This window comes from Candidatus Villigracilis proximus (assembly GCF_016717045.1).
GTDB classification, from domain to species: domain Bacteria; phylum Chloroflexota; class Anaerolineae; order Anaerolineales; family Villigracilaceae; genus Villigracilis; species Villigracilis proximus.
Map to the genome: position 1 here is coordinate 139,705 of NZ_JADJUO010000005.1, position 19,061 is coordinate 158,765.

The 19,061-nt window shown below is 48.2% G+C and carries 26 protein-coding genes and 1 pseudogene; 20 read left to right on the top strand and 7 right to left on the bottom strand.

The features are described from left to right. The 4 genes from IPL71_RS07080 to IPL71_RS07095 all read right to left on the bottom strand — a co-directional run bounded on the left by IPL71_RS07080 (position 1) and on the right by IPL71_RS07095 (position 2,048). The gene (locus IPL71_RS07080) at positions 1-327 is read right to left on the bottom strand and encodes a hypothetical protein (protein ID WP_345320215.1); all 327 of its coding nucleotides are present in this window, start codon (positions 325-327) and stop codon (positions 1-3) included. Beyond that, positions 219-923 (bottom strand): hypothetical protein, encoded by a 705-nt coding sequence (locus IPL71_RS07085; RefSeq protein WP_345320217.1) that lies wholly within the window; start codon positions 921-923, stop codon positions 219-221. Before IPL71_RS07085 ends, IPL71_RS07080 begins: the two co-directional genes overlap by 109 nt. Positions 924-984: 61 nt before the next feature. Beyond that, positions 985-1,551 (bottom strand): class I SAM-dependent methyltransferase, encoded by a 567-nt coding sequence (locus IPL71_RS07090; RefSeq protein WP_345320219.1) that lies wholly within the window; start codon positions 1,549-1,551, stop codon positions 985-987. 242 nt (positions 1,552-1,793) lie between these two features. Continuing rightward, positions 1,794-2,048, bottom strand: coding sequence for a hypothetical protein (locus IPL71_RS07095; protein WP_345320221.1), 255 nt, complete (start codon positions 2,046-2,048; stop codon positions 1,794-1,796). A gap of 166 nt (positions 2,049-2,214) precedes the next feature. Here IPL71_RS07095 and fusA point away from each other — a divergent pair, with 166 nt between their 5' ends. From fusA to IPL71_RS07195, 20 genes and pseudogenes are all read left to right on the top strand, one after another. Then, positions 2,215-4,308, top strand: a complete 2,094-nt coding sequence (gene fusA / locus IPL71_RS07100) for an elongation factor G (protein ID WP_345320223.1) — start codon at positions 2,215-2,217, stop codon at positions 4,306-4,308. A 126-nt stretch (positions 4,309-4,434) separates the two neighbouring features. Further along, the gene (locus IPL71_RS07105) at positions 4,435-4,680 is read left to right on the top strand and encodes a MoaD/ThiS family protein (protein ID WP_345320225.1); all 246 of its coding nucleotides are present in this window, start codon (positions 4,435-4,437) and stop codon (positions 4,678-4,680) included. Between the two features lie 246 nt (positions 4,681-4,926). Next, the gene (locus tag IPL71_RS07110; RefSeq protein WP_514130746.1) at positions 4,927-5,877 is read left to right on the top strand and encodes a PLP-dependent cysteine synthase family protein; all 951 of its coding nucleotides are present in this window, start codon (positions 4,927-4,929) and stop codon (positions 5,875-5,877) included. Then, positions 5,877-6,287 carry a M67 family metallopeptidase gene (locus IPL71_RS07115; protein ID WP_345320229.1) on the top strand — a complete coding sequence of 137 codons (411 nt, stop codon included), beginning with the start codon at positions 5,877-5,879 and terminating at the stop codon, positions 6,285-6,287. The genes IPL71_RS07110 and IPL71_RS07115 overlap by 1 nt, the downstream gene beginning before the upstream one ends. Before the next feature lie 56 nt (positions 6,288-6,343). Next, positions 6,344-6,838, top strand: a complete 495-nt coding sequence (locus IPL71_RS07120; RefSeq protein WP_345320231.1) for a DUF4395 domain-containing protein — start codon at positions 6,344-6,346, stop codon at positions 6,836-6,838. Beyond that, on the top strand, positions 6,835-7,242 hold the full coding sequence (locus IPL71_RS07125) for a thioredoxin family protein (RefSeq protein WP_345320233.1): 408 nt from the start codon (positions 6,835-6,837) through the stop codon (positions 7,240-7,242). Before IPL71_RS07120 ends, IPL71_RS07125 begins: the two co-directional genes overlap by 4 nt. Positions 7,243-7,369: 127 nt before the next feature. Further along, positions 7,370-7,642 (top strand): MoaD/ThiS family protein, encoded by a 273-nt coding sequence (locus tag IPL71_RS07130; RefSeq protein WP_345320235.1) that lies wholly within the window; start codon positions 7,370-7,372, stop codon positions 7,640-7,642. A gap of 1 nt (position 7,643) precedes the next feature. Further along, positions 7,644-8,747, top strand: coding sequence for a molybdopterin-synthase adenylyltransferase MoeB (gene moeB / locus IPL71_RS07135; protein WP_345320237.1), 1,104 nt, complete (start codon positions 7,644-7,646; stop codon positions 8,745-8,747). A gap of 255 nt (positions 8,748-9,002) precedes the next feature. Beyond that, entirely contained in the window at positions 9,003-10,415 is a 1,413-nt protein-coding gene (locus IPL71_RS07140) for a pyridoxal-phosphate dependent enzyme (protein ID WP_345320238.1), read from the top strand. Positions 10,416-10,731: 316 nt separating this feature from the next. Beyond that, on the top strand, positions 10,732-11,157 hold the full coding sequence (locus tag IPL71_RS07145; RefSeq protein ID WP_345320239.1) for a DUF1761 domain-containing protein: 426 nt from the start codon (positions 10,732-10,734) through the stop codon (positions 11,155-11,157). Between the two features lie 99 nt (positions 11,158-11,256). Further along, a complete protein-coding gene (locus IPL71_RS07150) occupies positions 11,257-11,484 on the top strand; it encodes a hypothetical protein (RefSeq protein ID WP_345320240.1) in 228 nt (75 codons plus the stop codon). Beyond that, positions 11,484-11,663, top strand: coding sequence for an N-acetyltransferase (locus tag IPL71_RS07155; RefSeq protein WP_345320242.1), 180 nt, complete (start codon positions 11,484-11,486; stop codon positions 11,661-11,663). The genes IPL71_RS07150 and IPL71_RS07155 overlap by 1 nt, the downstream gene beginning before the upstream one ends. A gap of 3 nt (positions 11,664-11,666) precedes the next feature. Continuing rightward, positions 11,667-12,812, top strand: a complete 1,146-nt coding sequence (gene alr / locus IPL71_RS07160; protein WP_345320244.1) for an alanine racemase — start codon at positions 11,667-11,669, stop codon at positions 12,810-12,812. 39 nt (positions 12,813-12,851) lie between these two features. Beyond that, entirely contained in the window at positions 12,852-13,217 is a 366-nt protein-coding gene (locus tag IPL71_RS07165; protein WP_345320246.1) for a signal peptidase II, read from the top strand. Further along, entirely contained in the window at positions 13,214-13,429 is a 216-nt protein-coding gene (locus tag IPL71_RS07170; protein WP_345320248.1) for a signal peptidase II, read from the top strand. Before IPL71_RS07165 ends, IPL71_RS07170 begins: the two co-directional genes overlap by 4 nt. Before the next feature lie 12 nt (positions 13,430-13,441). Then, positions 13,442-13,960, top strand: a complete 519-nt coding sequence (gene lspA / locus IPL71_RS07175) for a signal peptidase II (protein WP_345320250.1) — start codon at positions 13,442-13,444, stop codon at positions 13,958-13,960. Continuing rightward, positions 13,957-14,883 (top strand): RluA family pseudouridine synthase, encoded by a 927-nt coding sequence (locus IPL71_RS07180; protein ID WP_345320252.1) that lies wholly within the window; start codon positions 13,957-13,959, stop codon positions 14,881-14,883. The genes lspA and IPL71_RS07180 overlap by 4 nt, the downstream gene beginning before the upstream one ends. An 80-nt stretch (positions 14,884-14,963) precedes the next feature. Beyond that, entirely contained in the window at positions 14,964-15,407 is a 444-nt protein-coding gene (locus IPL71_RS07185) for a four helix bundle protein (protein WP_345320253.1), read from the top strand. A gap of 130 nt (positions 15,408-15,537) precedes the next feature. After that, a pseudogene (locus IPL71_RS07190) lies at positions 15,538-16,360 on the top strand (GntG family PLP-dependent aldolase). A gap of 2 nt (positions 16,361-16,362) precedes the next feature. Further along, a complete protein-coding gene (locus tag IPL71_RS07195; RefSeq protein ID WP_345320255.1) occupies positions 16,363-16,509 on the top strand; it encodes a hypothetical protein in 147 nt (48 codons plus the stop codon). 10 nt (positions 16,510-16,519) lie between these two features. Here the strand turns inward: IPL71_RS07195 and IPL71_RS07200 are convergent, their stop codons facing one another. The 3 genes from IPL71_RS07200 to IPL71_RS07210 are packed head-to-tail and all read right to left on the bottom strand — an operon-like array spanning position 16,520 to position 19,004. Beyond that, positions 16,520-17,788 (bottom strand): GGDEF domain-containing protein, encoded by a 1,269-nt coding sequence (locus tag IPL71_RS07200; RefSeq protein ID WP_345320256.1) that lies wholly within the window; start codon positions 17,786-17,788, stop codon positions 16,520-16,522. A gap of 56 nt (positions 17,789-17,844) precedes the next feature. After that, positions 17,845-18,060, bottom strand: a complete 216-nt coding sequence (locus IPL71_RS07205; RefSeq protein WP_345320258.1) for a hypothetical protein — start codon at positions 18,058-18,060, stop codon at positions 17,845-17,847. An 8-nt stretch (positions 18,061-18,068) separates the two neighbouring features. Then, complete coding sequence (locus tag IPL71_RS07210; RefSeq protein ID WP_345320259.1) at positions 18,069-19,004, bottom strand: HD-GYP domain-containing protein; 936 nt, start codon at positions 19,002-19,004, stop codon at positions 18,069-18,071. Positions 19,005-19,061: the final 57 nt, after the last annotated feature.

A 19,061-nucleotide genomic window follows, 5' to 3' on the forward strand; every position in this document is an offset into this window, starting at 1 on the left:
TTACTGATTGATCTTCAAATATGAATTGATCGCAGGTGCGATCCCGGTTAAGTCGCGAATTTCCTTTTGAAATTCGCGGCGTTCGTTTAAATCCCCAAACAATAATAGCGGCACATCCGCGGCTGTATGTTTGCGCGTGGACAGGTCTTCCATGTTGCCATGATCTGAGGTGAGCAGAATGAGTCCGTCTTCGTTTTGCCAGATTGCGAGCAGGCCTTTTAGCACATCGTCAAATCTTTCCAGTTGTCTGACTGCTGAATCCATATCCTGTTTGTGACCCGCGTAGTCGCTGGCCCAATATTCGAAGAAAGAGAAATCGTATTGCAAAGCGAGTTCGGCGAGCTTTTTCCCGGCTGCTTCAGGTTCATGGATTGGCGCATCGGGCAGGTTGAGGAATTCGGCCCAGCCTTTGCCTGTAAAATCTGCAGATAAAGCGCGGCCTGCGTAGTAATCTTCTTTGGTGAAGAGGGGAGGCCGGCATTTGTCAACGCGAGTGGTATGGCAGAGTATAGCCGTTTGCCTGAATCGATGCCGTCAAAGTATGGCGGGGGATAGGCGTTTAGCAGGGCGGTTTTTTTGCCTGCTTGCACTGTTTTTGCGAAAATTGTTTTTCCATCAAGATATTGGGCAACTTCGGGGTTTGGTTTTGGTCCGTAGTGATAACCAAGTTCGGCGGGGATGTTGATTCCGGTGAGTAAAACACCTTGCCCCGTTGCTGATTGAGGCAAGCCTTTTATGCCGAGGTTGGGATCAACAGCGAGCAAAGTGACACGTTCGCCTTCATAAGGCGCAGATGTGCGGATAAGAGTCTGCCCGCCGAGCAGGGATTGCAGATACGGCATGTTTGCGCGTGCGAAGGGATTTTTTTTCGGGTCGTCGTCGCCAAGCCCAATGCCATCAAGGAAGAGGAAGAGGATTTTCATAAGGGAAAGTATGAATGATGAATAACCTTATACCTGTTTCCCAGTCTACTTGTTTTCATGTTTACTTACTCTTTTGATACAAAAACCATGCCGAGGGACGTCCGCGTTTATCTGGGCTATCGCGGCGCGAGAGTTGGGTTAAGGCTTGGGCTGAGATCATGTTCAGTTCGGCGTCTGCAAGCCCGGGCGCGGAATGATCCGCGTCTGGTTTGTAGAATCCGTACATTAACCAGTATCCATTTGGGGCGAGGATTTTATCCAGTTGAGTCAGATAATCCGCTTTGTTTTCGATGCCGTGAAAACAGCCAATATCAAGTACAAGGTCAAATTGTGAATCGACTTTGAAATTGGTGACATCGCCGACAAGCAATTGGGCTTGAAGATTTTGCTGTTTAAATTTGCGTTTGGCGATTTGAATGGCGCGTGCGGCAAAATCAATGCCTGTGACCTGCCAGCCTGTTTTTGCAAGTGTAATAATGTTGGTGCCTGTACCGCAGCCAAGGTCAATGGCGCGGCCGGCGGGGTGCGATTGAATGAATTCAAAAAGTTCGGGCGGGGTAATGCCGCTATCCCAGGGCGGGTTTTGGAAATACCAAACATTAAACTTAAGGCGGTGCAGGAAATTCATTTAAGAGAGTCCCGTACTTTTTACGGGTCGAATTCGCCGACCTGACGCCAGACTTCATTGCCTTGCGCGTCGAAGAAAATAAAAGTTGGTGTGAACTCAAAATTATAAAAAGGGGCGAGTTCCATGCCGACATTTTCCTGAATGTTAATGCGGATAATATGAATCGGAACGCCAATACTTACCTGATTGCTGAGTTCTTTTTCAAGCTCGTCAACGACGGGCTTAATTTGGGTGCAGGTAATTCAGAAAGGGGATTGGAATTCAAGCAGCACTGGTGTGCCGGCACCGATCATGGCTTGCACGCTTTTGGCATCGTCCATCAACGGGGTTTGGCGCGGATGTAAAATCACCCAGGCGGTGATCAGGGCAGTGAGGATGACACCAAAGGCAAGGTAGTCGTTCCATTTTGGTTTATTTGCAAGCAGGATGATGCCCGCAACGAAGGCCAGCCCAAGGGCGATGGCAACAAAGGAGTATTCTCGAAATAACAGGATCACAAAACCCTCTTGTGTTTTAAATTTTGGACATGTGAGATTCGGGGATTTTTATAAAAAGCGGTAAATGTCATGTTTTGTATATGACGTTCTTACTTTGACAATTCATTTGAGTTCTTTTACAATCATGCGACTTGCTTTATATCCTACATTATAGGAAGGTATTTCCATGAAAGAGTATACCACCGAGTTTCTTCGCAACGTCGCGCTGGTTTCACATGGAGGCGCAGGGAAGACGATGTTGGCGGAGGCATTTCTACATGCCACGGGGGCAATTTCACGCCTGGGTAAGATCGATGACGGCACCACGTTGTCAGATTATGATGATGAGGAACGCCGCCGGAAAATTTCAATTTATTCAAGTGTTATTCCAATCGAGCACCGCGATCACAAAATAAACGTAATTGATGCGCCAGGCTACACTGATTTTATGGGTGAGATGATCTCCGCCTTGAGTGTCGCTGATGGCGCAATTATTTTAGTGGATGCCGTTGCAGGGGTGGAAGTGGGCACTGAACTTGCATGGCGCTACGCGGATGAGTTCAACCTCCCGCGTTTTTTTGTAATTAATAAAATGGATCGCGATAATGCGAACTTTGAAGAAACCTATGATGCGATTGAAGCCTTTGTAAAGGCACACGGCAAACGCGCGATAAAAGTCCACTTGCCGATCGGTGAGAAGGCCGGCTTTAAAGGCGTGGTGGATATCATCGGTATGAAATCCTATATGGGGAATGGAACAACCATCGCCGATATCCCAGCGGATTTGCAAGAAGCTGCGGAAAAGGCACACTTCGCACTTGTGGAAGCTGCCGCTGAAGGCGAAGATGAACTGATGGAAAAATATTTCGAGAACGGTTCACTCACAGACGCAGAAATGGTACGCGGACTGGAAGATGTAGTCTACGCTGGACAATTTGTCCCTGTGTTCTGCGCTGCCGGCGCACACGAAGTGGGCGCAATTGCACTGCTCAATGACATCATCGATTTGATGCCTTCTCCTTTAAATGCTCCCAAGCGTGTGGCACAAGGCAAGAACGGCGAAGAAACATTGAAGCCTTCTGATACTGAACCTTTGGCTGCTTACGTCTGGAAAACAACCGCTGACCCGTTTGTCGGCAAGATGAACTATTTCCGTGTGTACTCCGGCTCCATTCAAGCGGATGGACATGTTTGGAATCAGACGAAGAACGCAGATGAACGTGTTTCTGGCTTGCACTTCCAACGTGGTAAGGAAGCCATTGCGGCCAAAGTGATTCACGCTGGCGATCTGGCTGTTGTTTCCAAATTAACAGCAACCACCACAGGCGACACACTTTGTGAGAAAGGACATCCGCTCACAATTGAAAAGACAAAATTCCCGGCTGCTTTATATCGTGTGGCGATTACCCCCAAGAGTCAGGCCGACGCGGCAAAAATTTCCCCAACATTAACCCGTCTCTGTGAAGAGGATATGACCCTCGTCTGGCACAATGATCCTGTTACCCATGAAACGGTTTTGCAGGGCATGGGCGATCAGCACATTGATGTGGCCTTACATCGCGCGCAAGCCAAATTCCAGGTGGGACTTGCCACGCATGAACCGCGTGTTCCTTATCGTGAAGGAATCACCCGCAAGGCCAGTGGACAATACCGCCACAAGAAGCAGAGCGGTGGCTCAGGTCAATTTGGTGAAGTACACCTTCGCATCGAACCTTTGCCCGGCGCCGACTTTGAATTTGCAGATGAGCTCGTGGGAATGAACTTATCAAAATCCTATTTGCCTCCGATTGAAAAAGGCATCAAGGCAACCATGGAACGCGGTGCGTTCGCCGGATATCCCATGAGCAACGTGAAAGTGATCGTATACGACGGCAAGGAACATGAAGTAGATTCCAAGCCGCTCGCCTTTGAAATTGCAGGCCGTGAAGCCTTCAAACTCGCAGTTAATGAAGCTGGTCCGGTTTTGTTTGAGCCGATCATGACCGTCCGCGTGACGGTTCCAGATGCGAACATGGGCGATGTGATGAGTGATCTCAATACTCGTCGCGGTCGTGTGCAGGGAACAGATTCTGAACATGGCAACACGGTCATTGTGGCGCATGTGCCGATGGCTGAGCTGTTACGTTATACAACCCAACTGCGCTCCATCACTGGCGGACGTGGATATTTCACAATGGAATTGGATCATTACGATACAGTCCCATCTCATATCACTGGTCCGATCATCGAAGCGCATAGAAAAGAAATGGAAGCGAAGAAGGAAGAACAGGGCGGAATATAGGGTGTGAGAGTAATGAGTAATAAGAAATGAGTAAAAAGTCCCGAGGATCAAACTTCGGGACTTTTTATTTTTGCACTCCTTATCATTTATACTTGCCCTATGCCAGTTGTTCGTTTTCCAGCCCTGATGAAATTTTACGTTGATAACCAAAGCGAATTCCATGTTGACGGAAAGACCGTTACAGAATTGCTTGATAATATCCTTGCGCGTTATCCTGCTCTTAAGCCTCACTTATTTGAACCCGGCGGAGCCTTGCGCCGTCACTTTAATATTTTTGTAAATGGCATTCATCTGCGTGAATTAAATGGCATGGACACGATATTGAATGAGAATGACAAAGTGATTCTCATGGCTTCAGCGGCGGGTGGGTAGTTTCATCATTGACAAATCAGGTAAGATAAGTAAAATAACGCACATCTATTATGAAAATCATGAAACTATTTAACTATTGCTTGTGTATACGGCGGGGCTCGTAGCAACCGCCTAAGATAATTCTTCCGCAGTCAACGGATAAGGACGGTTGAACGACCCCCGCCTTGCAATTATTGCAACGTGAGGCGCTTGTTCGCCGTCTTTTTGTTTATCCGTTGACTGCGTTTTGATTTAAATTAGGCACACATGACTTTATTGGATATTAGATTACTCGACTCAAAAACAATTCCTCTGGATGGACTCCCGTCTCATGTGGGAAATACGCCCTTACTTCCGCTTCGCCGCCTGACCTCGAACCTGTCTCCAAAAGTAAAGGTTTTTTTCAAGGCTGAATGGTTTAACCCGGGCGGCTCGGTGAAAGACCGCCCTGCGTTAAACATTATTCAGAATGCATTCATTAATGGTGACCTTGGTCATGGCAAACGATTACTTGATTCCACTTCAGGCAACATGGGAATTTCATACGCCACCTTTGGCGCAGCGCTCGGAATCCCGGTCACGTTTGCAATTCCGGCCAGCGCCAGCCCTGAGCGGTTGACTCTGCTGCGGGCACTCGGCGCGGAAGTGATTCTCACTGACCCTTCAGAAGGTTCAGATGGCGCAATTTTGGTGGCACTTCAACTGGCGGCGGATAAACCCGATCTATATTGGTATGCAAATCAATACAGCAATCCTGCAAATTGGCAGGCGCATTATCTGTCCACCGGGCCTGAGATTTTTGCGCAGACAAACGGACAGGTAACTCATTTCGTCGCAGGCCTTGGCACCTCAGGCACATTGATGGGAACAGGTAGATATTTACAGGAACAGTTGCCCGATGTGCAAATTATTTCCATGCAGCCCGACGCGCCTTTTCACGGATTGGAAGGACTCAAGCATATGCCTAGTGCGATCAAGCCCGGGATCTATGATGAGTCATTGGCCGGGACCAATTTACAGGTCCGCACTGAAGCGGCGCATGAGATGACGTTACGCCTTGCACGGGAAGAAGGCTTATTCGTGGGTATATCCTCCGGCGCGGCAGCTGTCGCAGCGCTTGAGGTTGCAAGCAAACTGGATGAAGGCGTCGTGGTGACCATCTTCCCCGATGCCGGTTATAAATATTTGAGTGACAAATCTTTGTGGGAGGCTAAGTAATGTTGTTTGTTTCAAATGACCTGATCGAACAGATCAACAAGCACGTTGAAGAAGCATACCCTGAAGAGGGGGCTGGTTTTTTGGTGGGCGTTGAAGGAGAAGTGAAAAAGATTATCCCTTTGGGTAATGCGCGTGAAGATGAAGCACGGCATAATCGTTTTTTAATTACCCCAAAGGATTATCTCAAAGCCGAATTAACAGCAGACAGCCTTGGGCTGAGTTTGATCGGGGTTTTTCATTCGCATCCTGATTGTCCCAATGAACCTTCTGAATATGACCGTGAGTGGGCGCAGCCATTTTTCTCGTACATCATCACCCGCGTGGACAATGGCAAGTCGGTCAGTCACCGCTCGTGGCGGCTGGTGGAAGACCGTTCGAAGTACGAAGAAGAAGAAATAAAAATTTCATAATTTATGGAGTGCAGGACTGCCCGAAGGGCGTGCTCCTGTAAAAAAGGAGTCTTACTATGACATCACAACCCTTACAAAAAGTGGATCACTCTGCATTAAAAACAAATCAACTGTTTATTATATTTCTCAGCATATTGGCTTTTGTTTTCAATCAGCCGGCGCTTGCTGCTTTCGTTGCATTGGTGATGGGCATCGGCGCTGTGTTGAAAACCCCGGGCTTCGGCTTTATTTATAAGTCCATTCTCAAGCCGCGCGGATGGATGAAGCCTGATGTGCTCGATGACAACCCCGAGCCGCATCGCTTTTCACAGATCGTTGGTTTTCTGTTCTTGGCTTCCGGCTCAACCGCCTTATTTCTCGGCGCTCCCATATTAGGCTGGACTCTGGTGTGGATCGTGATCGCGCTGGCTTCTCTCAATGCCTTTGGTGGATTTTGCGTGGGCTGTGCCATGTATTACTGGCTGGCGCGGCTCAATGTGCCGGGATTTGGAAAACAAGCTCCTGCGGGAATTATCCCCGGTATGAAACCAAAAGCGGAGGCAAGAGCATGACCCCTGATATTCTGTTGCGCTTCGCTTATACAATTGGTATTATATTATTGGGCTTGGGCGCATACTGGCTGGTAAATCAACGCCTGCTTTCACGTGCAAAGAGCAATTTAAATTCTTTGCTTAGTCCATTGCCCAACAAACCTGTTATCGTATATTTCACAACGCCCGATTGTGCGCCGTGCAAAACTGTCCAACGGCCGGCGCTGGAGAAGTTGATTAATCTTCTCGGCGAGAAATTACACGTGGTGGAAATTGACGCCACCGAGCATCCCGACCTCGCGAAGACCTGGGGCGTGATGAGCGTGCCGACTACGTTTCTGCTTGATTCACGTGGTGAAGCTCGCTATGTCAACAACGGTGTGACTCGCGCCGAGAAGTTGATGGAACAGTTGCAAACTTTGTAAATCGATTAAACACAAAGGACACTAAGGTCACGAAGGAAAACCTTTAGCCTTTTCTCCTTTGTGTACTTTGTGCCCTTCGTGTTTAAAGCGTTTAAAGTGTTTATATAAAATTTCAGGAGACTCATACATGCCCGTTTTACGAATCCCGACCCCATTGCGTGCCTACACCAACGGCCAGGCTGATGTGACTGTCAGCGGCTCGAATATTTCAGAAGCGCTTTCCGATTTAACAAATCAATACCCCACGATCAAACCGCATTTATTCAACGAGGGTGGTGATTTACGTCCGTTCGTTAATTTATTTGTTGGCGAGAACAATATTAAAGATTTACAGGGTGTCGATACGCCGGTCAAAGACGGCGAGAAGATCATGTTGATCCCATCCATTGCAGGAGGCTAGTATGCTGCCTGAGCTTTCTCACGAAGAAATTTTACGTTACTCGCGCCACTTGTTGATTCCCGAAGTAGGCTTGGAAGGTCAACGGAAATTAAAGAATTCGTCCGCGCTGGTCATCGGTACCGGCGGACTTGGTTCGCCGGTTGCCTTGTATCTTGCCGCCGCCGGCATTGGCCGCATTGGACTTGTAGATTATGACGTGGTTGACACCTCCAATCTTCAGCGTCAGGTAATTCACGGTACATCCACAGTCGGTAAATTAAAAGTGGAAAGCGCCAGAGAAAAACTCCACGACCTGAATCCCGATATTCAAATTGACGTGTACAACGAGCCCTTCACCTCTGCCAATGCCATCCGCATCGCACAGGAATATGACGTTATCATTGATGGTACCGATAATTTCCCGACCCGTTATCTCACGAATGATGTTTGCGTATTTCTTGGCAAGCCAAATGTCTACGGTTCCATCTTCCGCTTCGATGGGCAGTTGAGCGTCTTCTATGCCAAGGAAGGTCCATGCTATCGCTGTCTCTTCCCCGAACCGCCGCCGCCCGGGCTTGTCCCTTCGTGTGCGGAAGGCGGTGTGTTGGGCGTGCTGCCCGGCACGATCGGCACCCTGCAAGCCACTGAAGCTCTCAAAGTTTTACTCGGCATCGGCGACCCGATGATCGGCCGGCTCCTGCTTTACAACGCGCTGGATATGTCCTTTGATTTTGTGAAGCTCAAGAAGAATCCCAAATGCCGCGTCTGCGGACCAAATGCCGATATCAAGGAATTAATCGACTATGAAGAATTCTGCGGCGTCCCCGGCCATGACTATGCGGAAGAAGGCTCTACCCCGAGCCTGATTCTGCTCGATGTGCGTGAACCTCACGAACTGGAAATCTCCGCCCTGCCGAACGCCGTCAACATCCCGCTCGGTCAACTCGCCGGACGATTATCCGAACTCGACAGCGCCGCTGACATGATTGTCTTCTGCAAAGGCGGCACCCGCTCCGCCCGCGCACTGGAATTACTCTCCAGCGCCGGCTTCAAGAAAGTAAAAAACCTCAAAGGCGGAATCAACGCCTGGGCCAAGGATGTCGATACGAATTTGCCGATCTATTAGCGTGGTGAGTAATAAGTAATGGAAAAAAAGTAATAAGAAAGAGGAAAGAAAATCTCCCGTCAAAGGTTTTGGCGGGAGATTTTTGTTGCCACCACCCCAGACTTCGGAAGTCTTTCAAGAGTCGTCACCGCAATGGAGTCATCAAAAAAGACTTCCGAAGTCTTCTCACCCAATGAAAAGCCTTCTCACTCCCCACTATCAACCATCCACTAACAACCGCCCACTGGTAAAATACCCCCAACCAAAGGAGACCGAATGACAGGCTTACCTGAATCAAAGGATAAACGTGTTTTTAACAATGTACTTGGCGCGATGGGCAATACTCCGCTTGTAAAACTGGAACGTATCGGACGTGACCTGCCTGTGCCACTATATGCAAAACTGGAATTCATGAATCCCGGCGGATCGGTTAAAGACCGCGTGGGTGCAAATATCATTGAGCAGGCCGAGAAGAGGGGAGAGATCAAACCCGGCGGCACCATCGTCGAAGCCACATCAGGCAACACCGGCGTGGGACTCGCCATCGCGGCGGCGCTGAAAGGCTACAAGACCATCTTCGTCATGCCCGACAAGATGAGCAACGAAAAGATTTTATTGCTGCGTGCCTATGGCGCAAAAGTAGTCATCACCCCAACCGCCGTGGGACCAGACGATCCGCGCTCGTATTATGAAGTCGCCAAGAAATTCGCGCGCGAAACTCCGAATGCTTTACTGGCGAATCAATATCACAATCCTGATAATGCAAAAACACACGAGATGACTACTGGCCCCGAATTATGGGAACAGACCGATGGCAAGCTGACCGATGTCATCATCGGCATCGGCACTGGCGGGACTATCTCTGGCGTGGGACGTTATCTCAAATCAAAAAATCCAAACATCCAGATCGTCGGCGTGGACATTGAAGGCTCGATCCTGACCGAGATTTGGCAGAACAAAGGCATCATTCCGCCCGGCGCGTACCCGAAGACTTATAAAGTGGAAGGTATCGGCGAAGACTTTCTCCCCGGCGCAATGGATATTTCAGTTGTAGATGCAATTGAAAGGGCGGGTGACCGCGAGTCCTTTTTGTGGGCACGTCAACTTGTACGTCAGGAGGGAATCTTCGCCGGCGGTTCATCCGGTTCTGCGATTGCGGGCGCCATCAAGTATTGCCGCAAACTGCCCGCAGGACGTATCCCCGTCGTCATTCTTCCTGATTCCGGTTCGCGCTATCTTTCAAAATTCTACGATGATAAATGGATGCGCGAGTTCGGATTCCTCTCGATGGAATTTGGCGAAACCGCTCTGGGTGACTTGTTGATGGCTAAGCCGAATAAGACTCTGCAAACTGCCGCGCTGGGTGACTCCATCCGCAAAGTAGTGACGGTTATGCATCAGCATGGAGTTTCGCAAATGCCCGTAGTTGGCGCTGACGGCGCGTTGGCCGGTCTGATCGAAGAAGTGGATTTGCTTAATCATATGCTTGAAAAACATGAGCACAGTAATGACGAAAAGATCGATGCGCTTGTTCAAAATGCGGGCGCAGTCTTCGCGCCCGAAACTCCGCTTGAAGATGCCATGCCTTCGTTGACTGCGGGTTACGCTTTGATCGTGGTTGAGAACAGCAAGCCAATTGGTATCCTGACAAAGATCGACGTGCTTGATTATGTAGCCGGAAAGATTTAAATTCACATCACATCATTCGCCCCAGCCGAAAGGCTGGGGCTTTTTGTTATAAACCTTCAAATCAATTTTCGCACACTTGCTCTGGCGGGTTGCCGGACTAACACTTAGTGTTCTTTGCGCCCTTTGCGGTTTATTTTTTTAATTTTCGCAGCGGAGATTTAAGAAAAGCTTTTCTGCGCACTGCAGTTAGAAATGTTTTATCCCCGTTCATCTCTGTTCATCAAGGTGAATTTCCACCGTAACTTAGAACAAATTTTCGAGTTATAATGAGCAAAAGATTGGCGCGTGCTGATCAACTTTATCTACGGAGGCTGAAATGGATTTTGGTTCAATTAATTGGTTGGCGGTTGTGGCTTGTGTGGTGGTCAGCATGATCACCGGCAGCATTTGGTTTGGCCCTAAAACTTTTTTCCCCATCTGGTGGAAGGCCATTGGCAAAACGGAAAAAGACACTCCCGGCGGCGATAACATGGGATTAATGTGGGGCGGAACCCTGGTCGCTTCCCTCATTCAAGCTGTATCCATGGCGATCATGGTCAACTTCATGGGTGGCAGCATGTCGAGCGGCGTGTCTCCTGCTTCCGGCGCAATGACCGGCTTCATGCTCTGGTTTGGTTTCACTGCCGCAACAAGCCTGACAAACAAACTGTTTGCGGGTCAATTAAAAGCCTGGGTGCTTGAAACAGGAAATCATCTGCTCAACCTTGTCCTCTTTGGAATCATTCTTGGCGCCTGGCGCTAGGTTTAAGTCCGCCTGTAAAATCACCCGTGAAAGTAACTTTCACGGGTGATTTTATTTTAAACTTCTGAAGTCTTTTTACGAGTCGGGTATACTCGACCCATGCAGCCAATTATCAGATTGTATAAGATCGAAGATTTTGAACCAATTACCCGCTTATGGTTTGACGCGCAAACAGTCGCCATGCCGAAGCTGATGAAGCGTATGAGCTATGAATTTGAAGATGCCTGTGAATTCTTTAGCAGGGTTGTCATTACTGAAAATCAGATCTGGGTCTATGAACAGGAAACCCTGAATATCATCGTCAGGGCATCGGACAGGCATTGTTAATGAAAGCACGTCAACTGTTACCGAAACACATGTGGCTATATACCCATGTCGCAAATAAAATGGCGCGCGCATTCTATGAAAAGAACGGCTTCGTTGCCGAAAAATTTGGCGTCAGCCCCGAGCCCGAATCAGAACCCGATGTCGAATATCACTGGTGGGCAAATCCACTTCGTAAATAAACCATGCGTCCTACATATCTTCAAGTTGATCTCGCTCAACTAAAACAAAACCTTGAAAATATCCGCGCCCATGTTGCGCCGGCAAAAGTACTCGTTGTGCTCAAAGCCAATGCCTATGGTCATGGCGTCGACGGCGTGGCGCCCTACATTGCGCCATTTGCAGATTATATTGGCGTAGCCATTGTCGAAGAAGCAATTCATTTAAGAAAAATGGGAATTGCGACTCCCATCCTCGTTATGGGTGGGATCTTGCCCGGGCAGTTACCCGATTTTTTTGAATACGACTTAACCCTCGCCGCATCTTCGCTGGACCTGCTAACTGCTGCTGAACAATTGGCAGTCTCTACCCGTAAGCGACTCAAAACCCACCTCAAGATCGACACAGGCATGGAACGTGTCGGCGTCCGTGAATATGAAGCCGAAGCGCTGATCGAAAAATCTCTGTCGTGTAGCCACTTAGAGATTGAAGGTATATTCACCCATTTTGCCAACTCTGAAACTATGGAGTCGGACGGCTTGCCGTCCGCGATCAGCAAGCTGATCGACTCCAAAGCCAACTCCATAGTAAAAGCCTCCCTTCAACTCGAACGCTTTCAAGAAGTTTTATCTATTTATGAAAAACGCAGCGAACCGCATCCGTCAATACGGCATACCGCAAATTCTGGCGCCACTTTATTAATGCCGGAAAGTCACTACGATATGGTGCGTCCCGGTGTTTTATTCTATGGCGTATATCCGGCACGTGATATTGAAAGAACGATTGACGTTAAACCAGCATTGACCTGGAAATCGCAAGTTGTGTATAGCAAGATTACCCTGCCCGGGCGGGGAGTCAGCTATGGGTCGCTGTGGCAGGCTGAGGCGGAGTCACGAATCGTTACTGTCCCATGTGGATATGCCGACGGGTATTTCCGTCGCATGACGAATCAACCGCGAGTCATCATCAATGGCAAGTCATATCCGCAAGTGGGGCGCATTTGCATGGATCAGTTCATGGTCAATGCAGGTGTGGATGATGTCAAAGTGGGGGATGAGGTGACGCTGCTCGGCAATGGGATTACACCTGAAGAACTGGCAGATTGGGCGGGCACAAATGAATACGAAGTGATGACCAACATTAGCGCCCGCGTACCGCGTGTGTTTGTGTAGGGTACAATTGGCGAGATTTTTCAAAAATTGAGGTGTAGTTTGAATCAAAGAGTAAAAGATTATTTGGTTTTGATCGGAGTTGCGGGCGTTATTATTGCGCTCGATCAGTGGACGAAGTGGCTTGTGCGTGAAAATATTGCCTTTGGCTCCCAATGGCTGCCGGCAGGGTGGGAATGGCTGAGTCCGTATGCGCGCATTGTGCATTGGTATAACAGCGGCGCGGCGTTTGGTATGTTCCAAAATGGGACTCTGGTATTTACGGTTCTGGCTTTCATTGTGATCGGCGCGATCATTTATTACTATCCACAAGTGGAAGCAAATGACTGGACTTTGAAACTCGCGATGGGTTTGCAATTGGCAGGCGCGGCCGGAAATTTAATCGACCGCCTGATGATGGGAAAGTGACAGATTTTATTTCTGTTGGTGTTTTTCCCGTTTTTAATGTTGCTGATGCGTCCATTTCAATTGGTGTGGTTGTTTTGCTGCTGGGGGTTTGGATCAAGGAACGACAGGAAAAAGCGCGGGCTGCTGTAAGTGACGAAACGCCCGCAGATGTTGTGGAAGAAATTCCACAGGTTGAATCCGCAGCCCCTGTGGATGAAAGCAAGTTAGTTTAAAGAAGGATTGATTTGAAAAAATATTACAGTTTACTTTTTACGGCGGGTTTGGTCGTTGCTCTCGACCAGTGGACAAAATGGCTGGTGCGCACGAATATTCCATTACATGAATCATGGCTGCCTGAATCTTTGAATTGGCTTTCATCGTATGCGCGCATTGTCTTTATCTATAATAGCGGCGCGGCGTTTGGTATGTTTCAAAATGGGAATCTGGTATTTGCTGCTTTTGCTTTTCTGGTAATTGGTATCATTCTGTATTCCTATCCCAAAATCGAAGAGGGAGATTGGTCACTGCGGCTGGCCTCAGGTTTGTATTTAAGCGGTGTACTCGGTAATCTGATCGACCGTTTGACAATGGGCAAGGTGACAGATTTTATTTCCGTCGGAAATTTTTATATTTTCAACATTGCCGATGCCAGTATTAATATTGCCGTTGTGATTTTATTGATCAGCTTCTGGGTCAGCGAGCGTAAAAAGCCTGTTGCATCATCTGAAAATGAAGTATTACCAACGAATGGGGAGTTATCATGAGCGACCGAATTGAGAAGTTTCGTTATGACGGAGAAAAAGCAGGGCGCCTTGATAAATTTTTGGTGACTTGTTTGCCTGAGTTTTCACGAGCCCGTTTGCAGGGATTGATCGATGATGGGTTTGTTTCCATCAATGGCACGCCTGCCAGAAAATCAGGGCAGTCGCTTGATGTTGGCGCGGAAGTTGAAGTACGCGTGCCGCCGCCTGTGCCAAGCGGTTTGGTGGGCGAGGATATTCCGCTTGATATTATTTTTGAGAATGATGATCTGATCATTGTCAATAAACCGGCTGGCATGGTGGTCCACCCTGCAGCGGGACATGATTCCGGGACGCTGGTCCATGCTGTTTTGGGATATGACCCCGATATGGAAGGCATCGGCGGAGAAGAACGACCGGGGCTGGTGCATCGCCTTGATAAAGAAACTTCAGGGCTGATCGTGCTGGCCAAGAATGAACGCGCGCACAGATGGTTACAGGACCAATTCCGCTTGCGGACTGTGGAGAAAACCTATCTGGCATTAGTGGATGGAAAACCGCCCACACCTACGGGACGAGTGGAAGCATCCATCGGGCGTGACCCAAGCCACAGAAAGAAGATGGCAATTGTGCCCGCCGGTAAGGGACGGGAATCTGTCAGCGAATATATGACGCTTGAGTCTTTCAAAGAACATACACTTTTGGAATTTCATCCGCATACTGGCCGCACACATCAGATACGGTTACATTGCCAGTTTTTGGGATGTCCGATCGTAGGTGATTCGATCTATGGGAAGAAAAGTTTAACCGTTGATATTAAGCGGCATTTTTTACACGCGGCGAAGTTGAAGATCGTTTTGCCCAATGAGACCAGTCCGCGTGTGTTTGAGGCGGAATTACCCGCTGAGTTGATGTTGGTAATGGAAGAAGTGAGAAGGTCGGAGTAGGGGAGTTGAGAAGTAATGAGTAATAAGTTGATAAGTAAGAAGTAAGAAGTAAGAAGTAAGAAGTGATTTGTGGAGGATGAATGGTGGAACAGAGTTTTGAGACGTTGAAGGTGTGGCAGATGTCACATAAACTGATGTTGGATGTTCACCATAAGTTGATTCCGCTCTTACCCAAAGAAGAAAAGTATGGGATTGCCGATCAAGTAAGGCGATCTTCCAAAAGCGTGGGCGCAAATATAGCGGAAGGTGCGGGTCGTTTTTATTATATGGATAACGTCCGATTCTGCTATATGGCTCGTGGTTCTTTGGATGAGACATTAAATCATTTATTGGTTATTAAAGATTTAGGGTTTTGTGAAAATGAACTTTATGAGAATTTACGTGCGCAGATCGAAGAAATCCGTCGTTTATTGAATGGATATATTAACTGGTTGAAAACTAAAAAAATCGGACAAAACGAACCTGGCGCGGCAATTACCGTCCGTGAATTCCCACCTGAATATTTTATTGAGGAAGCCTTGTAATTTTCGGCAATCTTTTACTTCTCACTTCTCAACTTCTTACTTTTTACTTCTTTAGGAGAACACAACCATGGATTTCATAGATCTGCGTTCTGATACGGTTACCAAGCCTACGCCTGAAATGCGCGAGGCGATGGCGGAGGCGGAGGTGGGTGATGATGTTTATATGGATGACCCTACTGTAAATCAATTACAGGAAAAAGCGGCGGAGATGCTCGGCAAGGAGGATGCGCTGTTTGTCCCTTCGGGGACGATGGGCAATTTGCTGGCTTTGCTGGTGCATTGTCAACGCGGGGATGAGGTAATTGTTGGCGATAAGTCGCATATTTATTTGAATGAGGCGGGCGGAATGTCTGCGCTGGGTGGGATTCATCCGCGCCCGGTGAAGAATCAAGCGGATGGTACTCTGGCTTTGGAGGATATTCTCGCGGCGATCCAAAGCGAAGATGTGCATCATACGATTACGCGCTTGATCTGTTTGGAGAATACTCAAAATGTATGCGGCGGTGTTGTGCTTTCTGCGGAATATACGCAGGCTGTAGGAAAGATCGCGCGTGAAAATAACTTATCCCTGCATATTGATGGGGCGCGGATTTTTAATGCGGCCGCGGTACTCGGTATCCCGGTCAAGGAATTGGTTGAGCCAGCAGATTCCGTGATGTTTTGTTTGAGTAAGGGATTGGTCGCACCGGTTGGGTCGATGCTGGTGGGGACGAAGAAATTTATTAACGCGCGCGTCACCTGCGGAAGATGCTGGGCGGGGGATGCGTCAGGCGGGAGTGTTGGCAGCGGCGGGATTGATCTCTCTTGAGAAAATGTCCACGCGGCTTGGGCAGGATCATGCCCGGGCGAAGAGTCTGTTTGAGGGGTTGAAGCAGGTTCGGGGATTAAGGTTGGATGCGGGTCCTACATCCAGCAATATGGTTTATTTCGATCTGTTGGATGAAGTTAATTAAGTGTGGATCAGATCATCGAGGAGATGAAGAAACGTGGCGTGCTTGTGGATTGGGCCGGGCCGAGGCGTTTTCGTTTGGTGACGCATTATTGGGTGGATGATGCCGGTGTGAGTAAAACGTTGAAGGCTTTTGCTGAAGTTTTAGGCTAGATCATTTATTTTATTTTTTCCAGAACGCGAGTGCGGGTTCGATTTGATCCCGTCCGCGTTCTTTTGCTGTATAGAGTCTTTTGTCGGCGAGGTCTATTAGTTTTGAGGTGTCATTCGTTTCGAGTGGAAACACTGCCAGTCCCATGCTGATGGTGGGGATGGGGATTGTAAATTGTTCGCTGTTTCTGATCTTTAGTGATCCCAGTGTTTCGCGAATGCGTTGGGCGACAAGCGCGGCTTGATGTCCGTCTGTGTTTGGCAGGGCGATCGCAAATTCTTCACCGCCCCAGCGTCCGATTGAGTCGGTGCTTTTGATATGACTGCGGATGATGACGCATAAACTGACGAGAATTTCATCCCCGATGGGATGGCCGAAGGTGTCGTTGTATTGTTTGAAGAAATCAATATCAAGCATGATCAGGCTGAGCGGTTGATTTTGTGTTTTGCAAATTTGGGCTTGTTCGTGCAGGGTTTGAATAAAATATCCGTGGTTGTAGACCTTGGTGAGGCTGTCTAAGCGCGCCTGTTGTTGTACCAGCGCGTGATGATAGGTGTTATCCAGAGCCAGTGCGGCGCGTTGTGCAATGGTGGAAAGCAGTTCCATGTCGCTTCGGTCAAAGGCATTGGGACGATAGGAGGAGATAGCCATGATGCCATCAACATGCGCGCCGTGCATGGGGATGCCCATCCAGGAAAGGGTGGGTTTGTCTTTTCCAATGTTGATGACTTCCACGCCGTCCAGTTGAATGCCTTTGCGCATATCGGGCAGGAAGAGTTCCTGCTGATGGGTGATCACCCAGTTGGAGAGTGTGCCCTTTTTGCTTAATCGCAGATCGTGGAAGTATTCCCCGTCATCATATAACAACTCCAGCTTGATAAAATCACCATCCAGAATCCCTATGTAATAAGAATCTGCTTCGAGTGCGCTTTGAAATGTGGCGTTGAGCAGGGCGAAAACCTGTTTGGTGTCGAGCGTGGAGACGATCTGCCTGCTTAATTCATTGATGGTTTCAAGACGGTTGATCTGTTGTGTTGTCATATTTTTTAATTGTTGAATGGTTTCCACGCCCATCAACGCGGCGATGCTTAATCCAAGATGGATGACCCATTCATATTCCATTATTCTTTGGTTAGAGCGGATCAGAAAATAGAAGGAGGTTACGCTAACCACCAGAAAGTAGGCGGGTCCGCGGGTGGAGATAAGCGAGGATGAAAGCGCGGCAATCAGAACAAGTGTGTAGAGCAGGTGGTCGATCTTCGCAGAAAAAAAATAGGCCATTGAACAGAGTGCGATCGCGGCAATGACCGCATTGACCCATGAGAATCTTGATTTGTTTAGCGCGGCTGTGTAAATAAAATAATAAAAGGAAAGATAAAGACTTCCTGAAACCCGTAGATGATGAGGATGACTCTGTAAAGTGGTTCTTGAGGAAGGAAGTAGACGAGGTTTGCAACAATGATGGTTGAGAATACGATCAGTCCTGCCATTACAGATGGCAGGATGGATATTAGATTTTCCTGTGGAGTAAAACCACCACGTTTATTTTTCATATTTTTTATTATGTAGTTAACAAACCAGCTTGACTCTCTAAAACCAGGTTTTTGAATACTTCAACAATTTCAGGGTCGAATAAAATTCCAGCCTGCTGATGTAAATAGTCAACGGCTTCAATTGCTGAAATTTTTTGTCGGTAGGGACGGTTGCTTGTGAGGGCGTCGAAGGCATCTACAATGGAGAACATGCGCGCCAGGATCGGAATTTCTTCATGGTATAACCCGTCCGGGTAGCCTGTCCCATCCCATCTTTCCTGATGATGGCGTATGAGGGGAATCGTATCCTGAAGAAAGGGGATGCCCTCAACGATCCTTGCGCCAATATCAGGATGGCGACGCATTATTTTCCATTCTGCTTCACTTAGAGGGCCGGGTTTGTGAAGAATCGTGTCACTAATGCCGATCTTGCCAATATCATGTAATAACGAGCCGCGTTCCAGTACTTTAAGTTGTTCGTGGGAGAAATTAAGGGTTTGCCCTAATTTTGCAGTGAGATGGCTTACGCGCAGGCTGTGACCTTCTGTCTCGCGGTCACGGGCATCCAAAGCAGACATGAGCGCGGCAAGGGTTTGGTCATAGGTTGCTTCGAGCATGTCGTACGCAGCTTTGATCTCGGTTGCCTGTCGACGGGATTCAACCAATAGAACAGAACGTTCCAATGCAATGGCTGTCTGGTTGACCAGTGCCTGCAAGTCGTTTGGGTTGGCTGTGGATTTATGTCCCTGATCTTCTGGAATATCCATCCATATTGCGCCATATTTTCTGATAGGGGTCTGAATAGGCAGGCAGGCGCGCGTGATGGACTGTCCTTGCGATAAGTAGATCAGTTGTCCCGAGATCATCACGTCATTGATAATCTCCATTGGATGGTCGATGCCGATGTGTGTGCCGGACGAATCGATCATGGTCTCTGCCGCCACATTTCCTTCCAGGTTAAGCAAAACAATTCCTGTCACTGAACTTTTAGCGAGTTTGTGCGCAGTCTGGGCAATATCCAA

Bases quoted from the DNA above. Each gene is read 5' to 3' on its own strand.
- IPL71_RS07085 (WP_345320217.1), bottom strand. From the start codon at position 923: ATGAAAATCCTCTTCCTCTTCCTTGATGGCATTGGGCTTGGCGACGAC.
- IPL71_RS07090 (WP_345320219.1), bottom strand. From the start codon at position 1,551: ATGAATTTCCTGCACCGCCTTAAGTTTAATGTTTGGTATTTCCAAAAC.
- fusA (WP_345320223.1), top strand. From the start codon at position 2,215: ATGAAAGAGTATACCACCGAGTTTCTTCGCAACGTCGCGCTGGTTTCA.
- IPL71_RS07105 (WP_345320225.1), top strand. From the start codon at position 4,435: ATGAAATTTTACGTTGATAACCAAAGCGAATTCCATGTTGACGGAAAG.
- IPL71_RS07110 (WP_514130746.1), top strand. From the start codon at position 4,927: ATGACTTTATTGGATATTAGATTACTCGACTCAAAAACAATTCCTCTG.
- IPL71_RS07115 (WP_345320229.1), top strand. From the start codon at position 5,877: ATGTTGTTTGTTTCAAATGACCTGATCGAACAGATCAACAAGCACGTT.
- IPL71_RS07120 (WP_345320231.1), top strand. From the start codon at position 6,344: ATGACATCACAACCCTTACAAAAAGTGGATCACTCTGCATTAAAAACA.
- IPL71_RS07125 (WP_345320233.1), top strand. From the start codon at position 6,835: ATGACCCCTGATATTCTGTTGCGCTTCGCTTATACAATTGGTATTATA.
- IPL71_RS07130 (WP_345320235.1), top strand. From the start codon at position 7,370: ATGCCCGTTTTACGAATCCCGACCCCATTGCGTGCCTACACCAACGGC.
- moeB (WP_345320237.1), top strand. From the start codon at position 7,644: ATGCTGCCTGAGCTTTCTCACGAAGAAATTTTACGTTACTCGCGCCAC.
- IPL71_RS07140 (WP_345320238.1), top strand. From the start codon at position 9,003: ATGACAGGCTTACCTGAATCAAAGGATAAACGTGTTTTTAACAATGTA.
- IPL71_RS07145 (WP_345320239.1), top strand. From the start codon at position 10,732: ATGGATTTTGGTTCAATTAATTGGTTGGCGGTTGTGGCTTGTGTGGTG.
- IPL71_RS07150 (WP_345320240.1), top strand. From the start codon at position 11,257: ATGCAGCCAATTATCAGATTGTATAAGATCGAAGATTTTGAACCAATT.
- IPL71_RS07155 (WP_345320242.1), top strand. From the start codon at position 11,484: ATGAAAGCACGTCAACTGTTACCGAAACACATGTGGCTATATACCCAT.
- alr (WP_345320244.1), top strand. From the start codon at position 11,667: ATGCGTCCTACATATCTTCAAGTTGATCTCGCTCAACTAAAACAAAAC.
- IPL71_RS07180 (WP_345320252.1), top strand. From the start codon at position 13,957: ATGAGCGACCGAATTGAGAAGTTTCGTTATGACGGAGAAAAAGCAGGG.
- IPL71_RS07185 (WP_345320253.1), top strand. From the start codon at position 14,964: ATGGTGGAACAGAGTTTTGAGACGTTGAAGGTGTGGCAGATGTCACAT.
- IPL71_RS07200 (WP_345320256.1), bottom strand. From the start codon at position 17,788: ATGGCCTATTTTTTTTCTGCGAAGATCGACCACCTGCTCTACACACTT.
- IPL71_RS07205 (WP_345320258.1), bottom strand. From the start codon at position 18,060: ATGAAAAATAAACGTGGTGGTTTTACTCCACAGGAAAATCTAATATCC.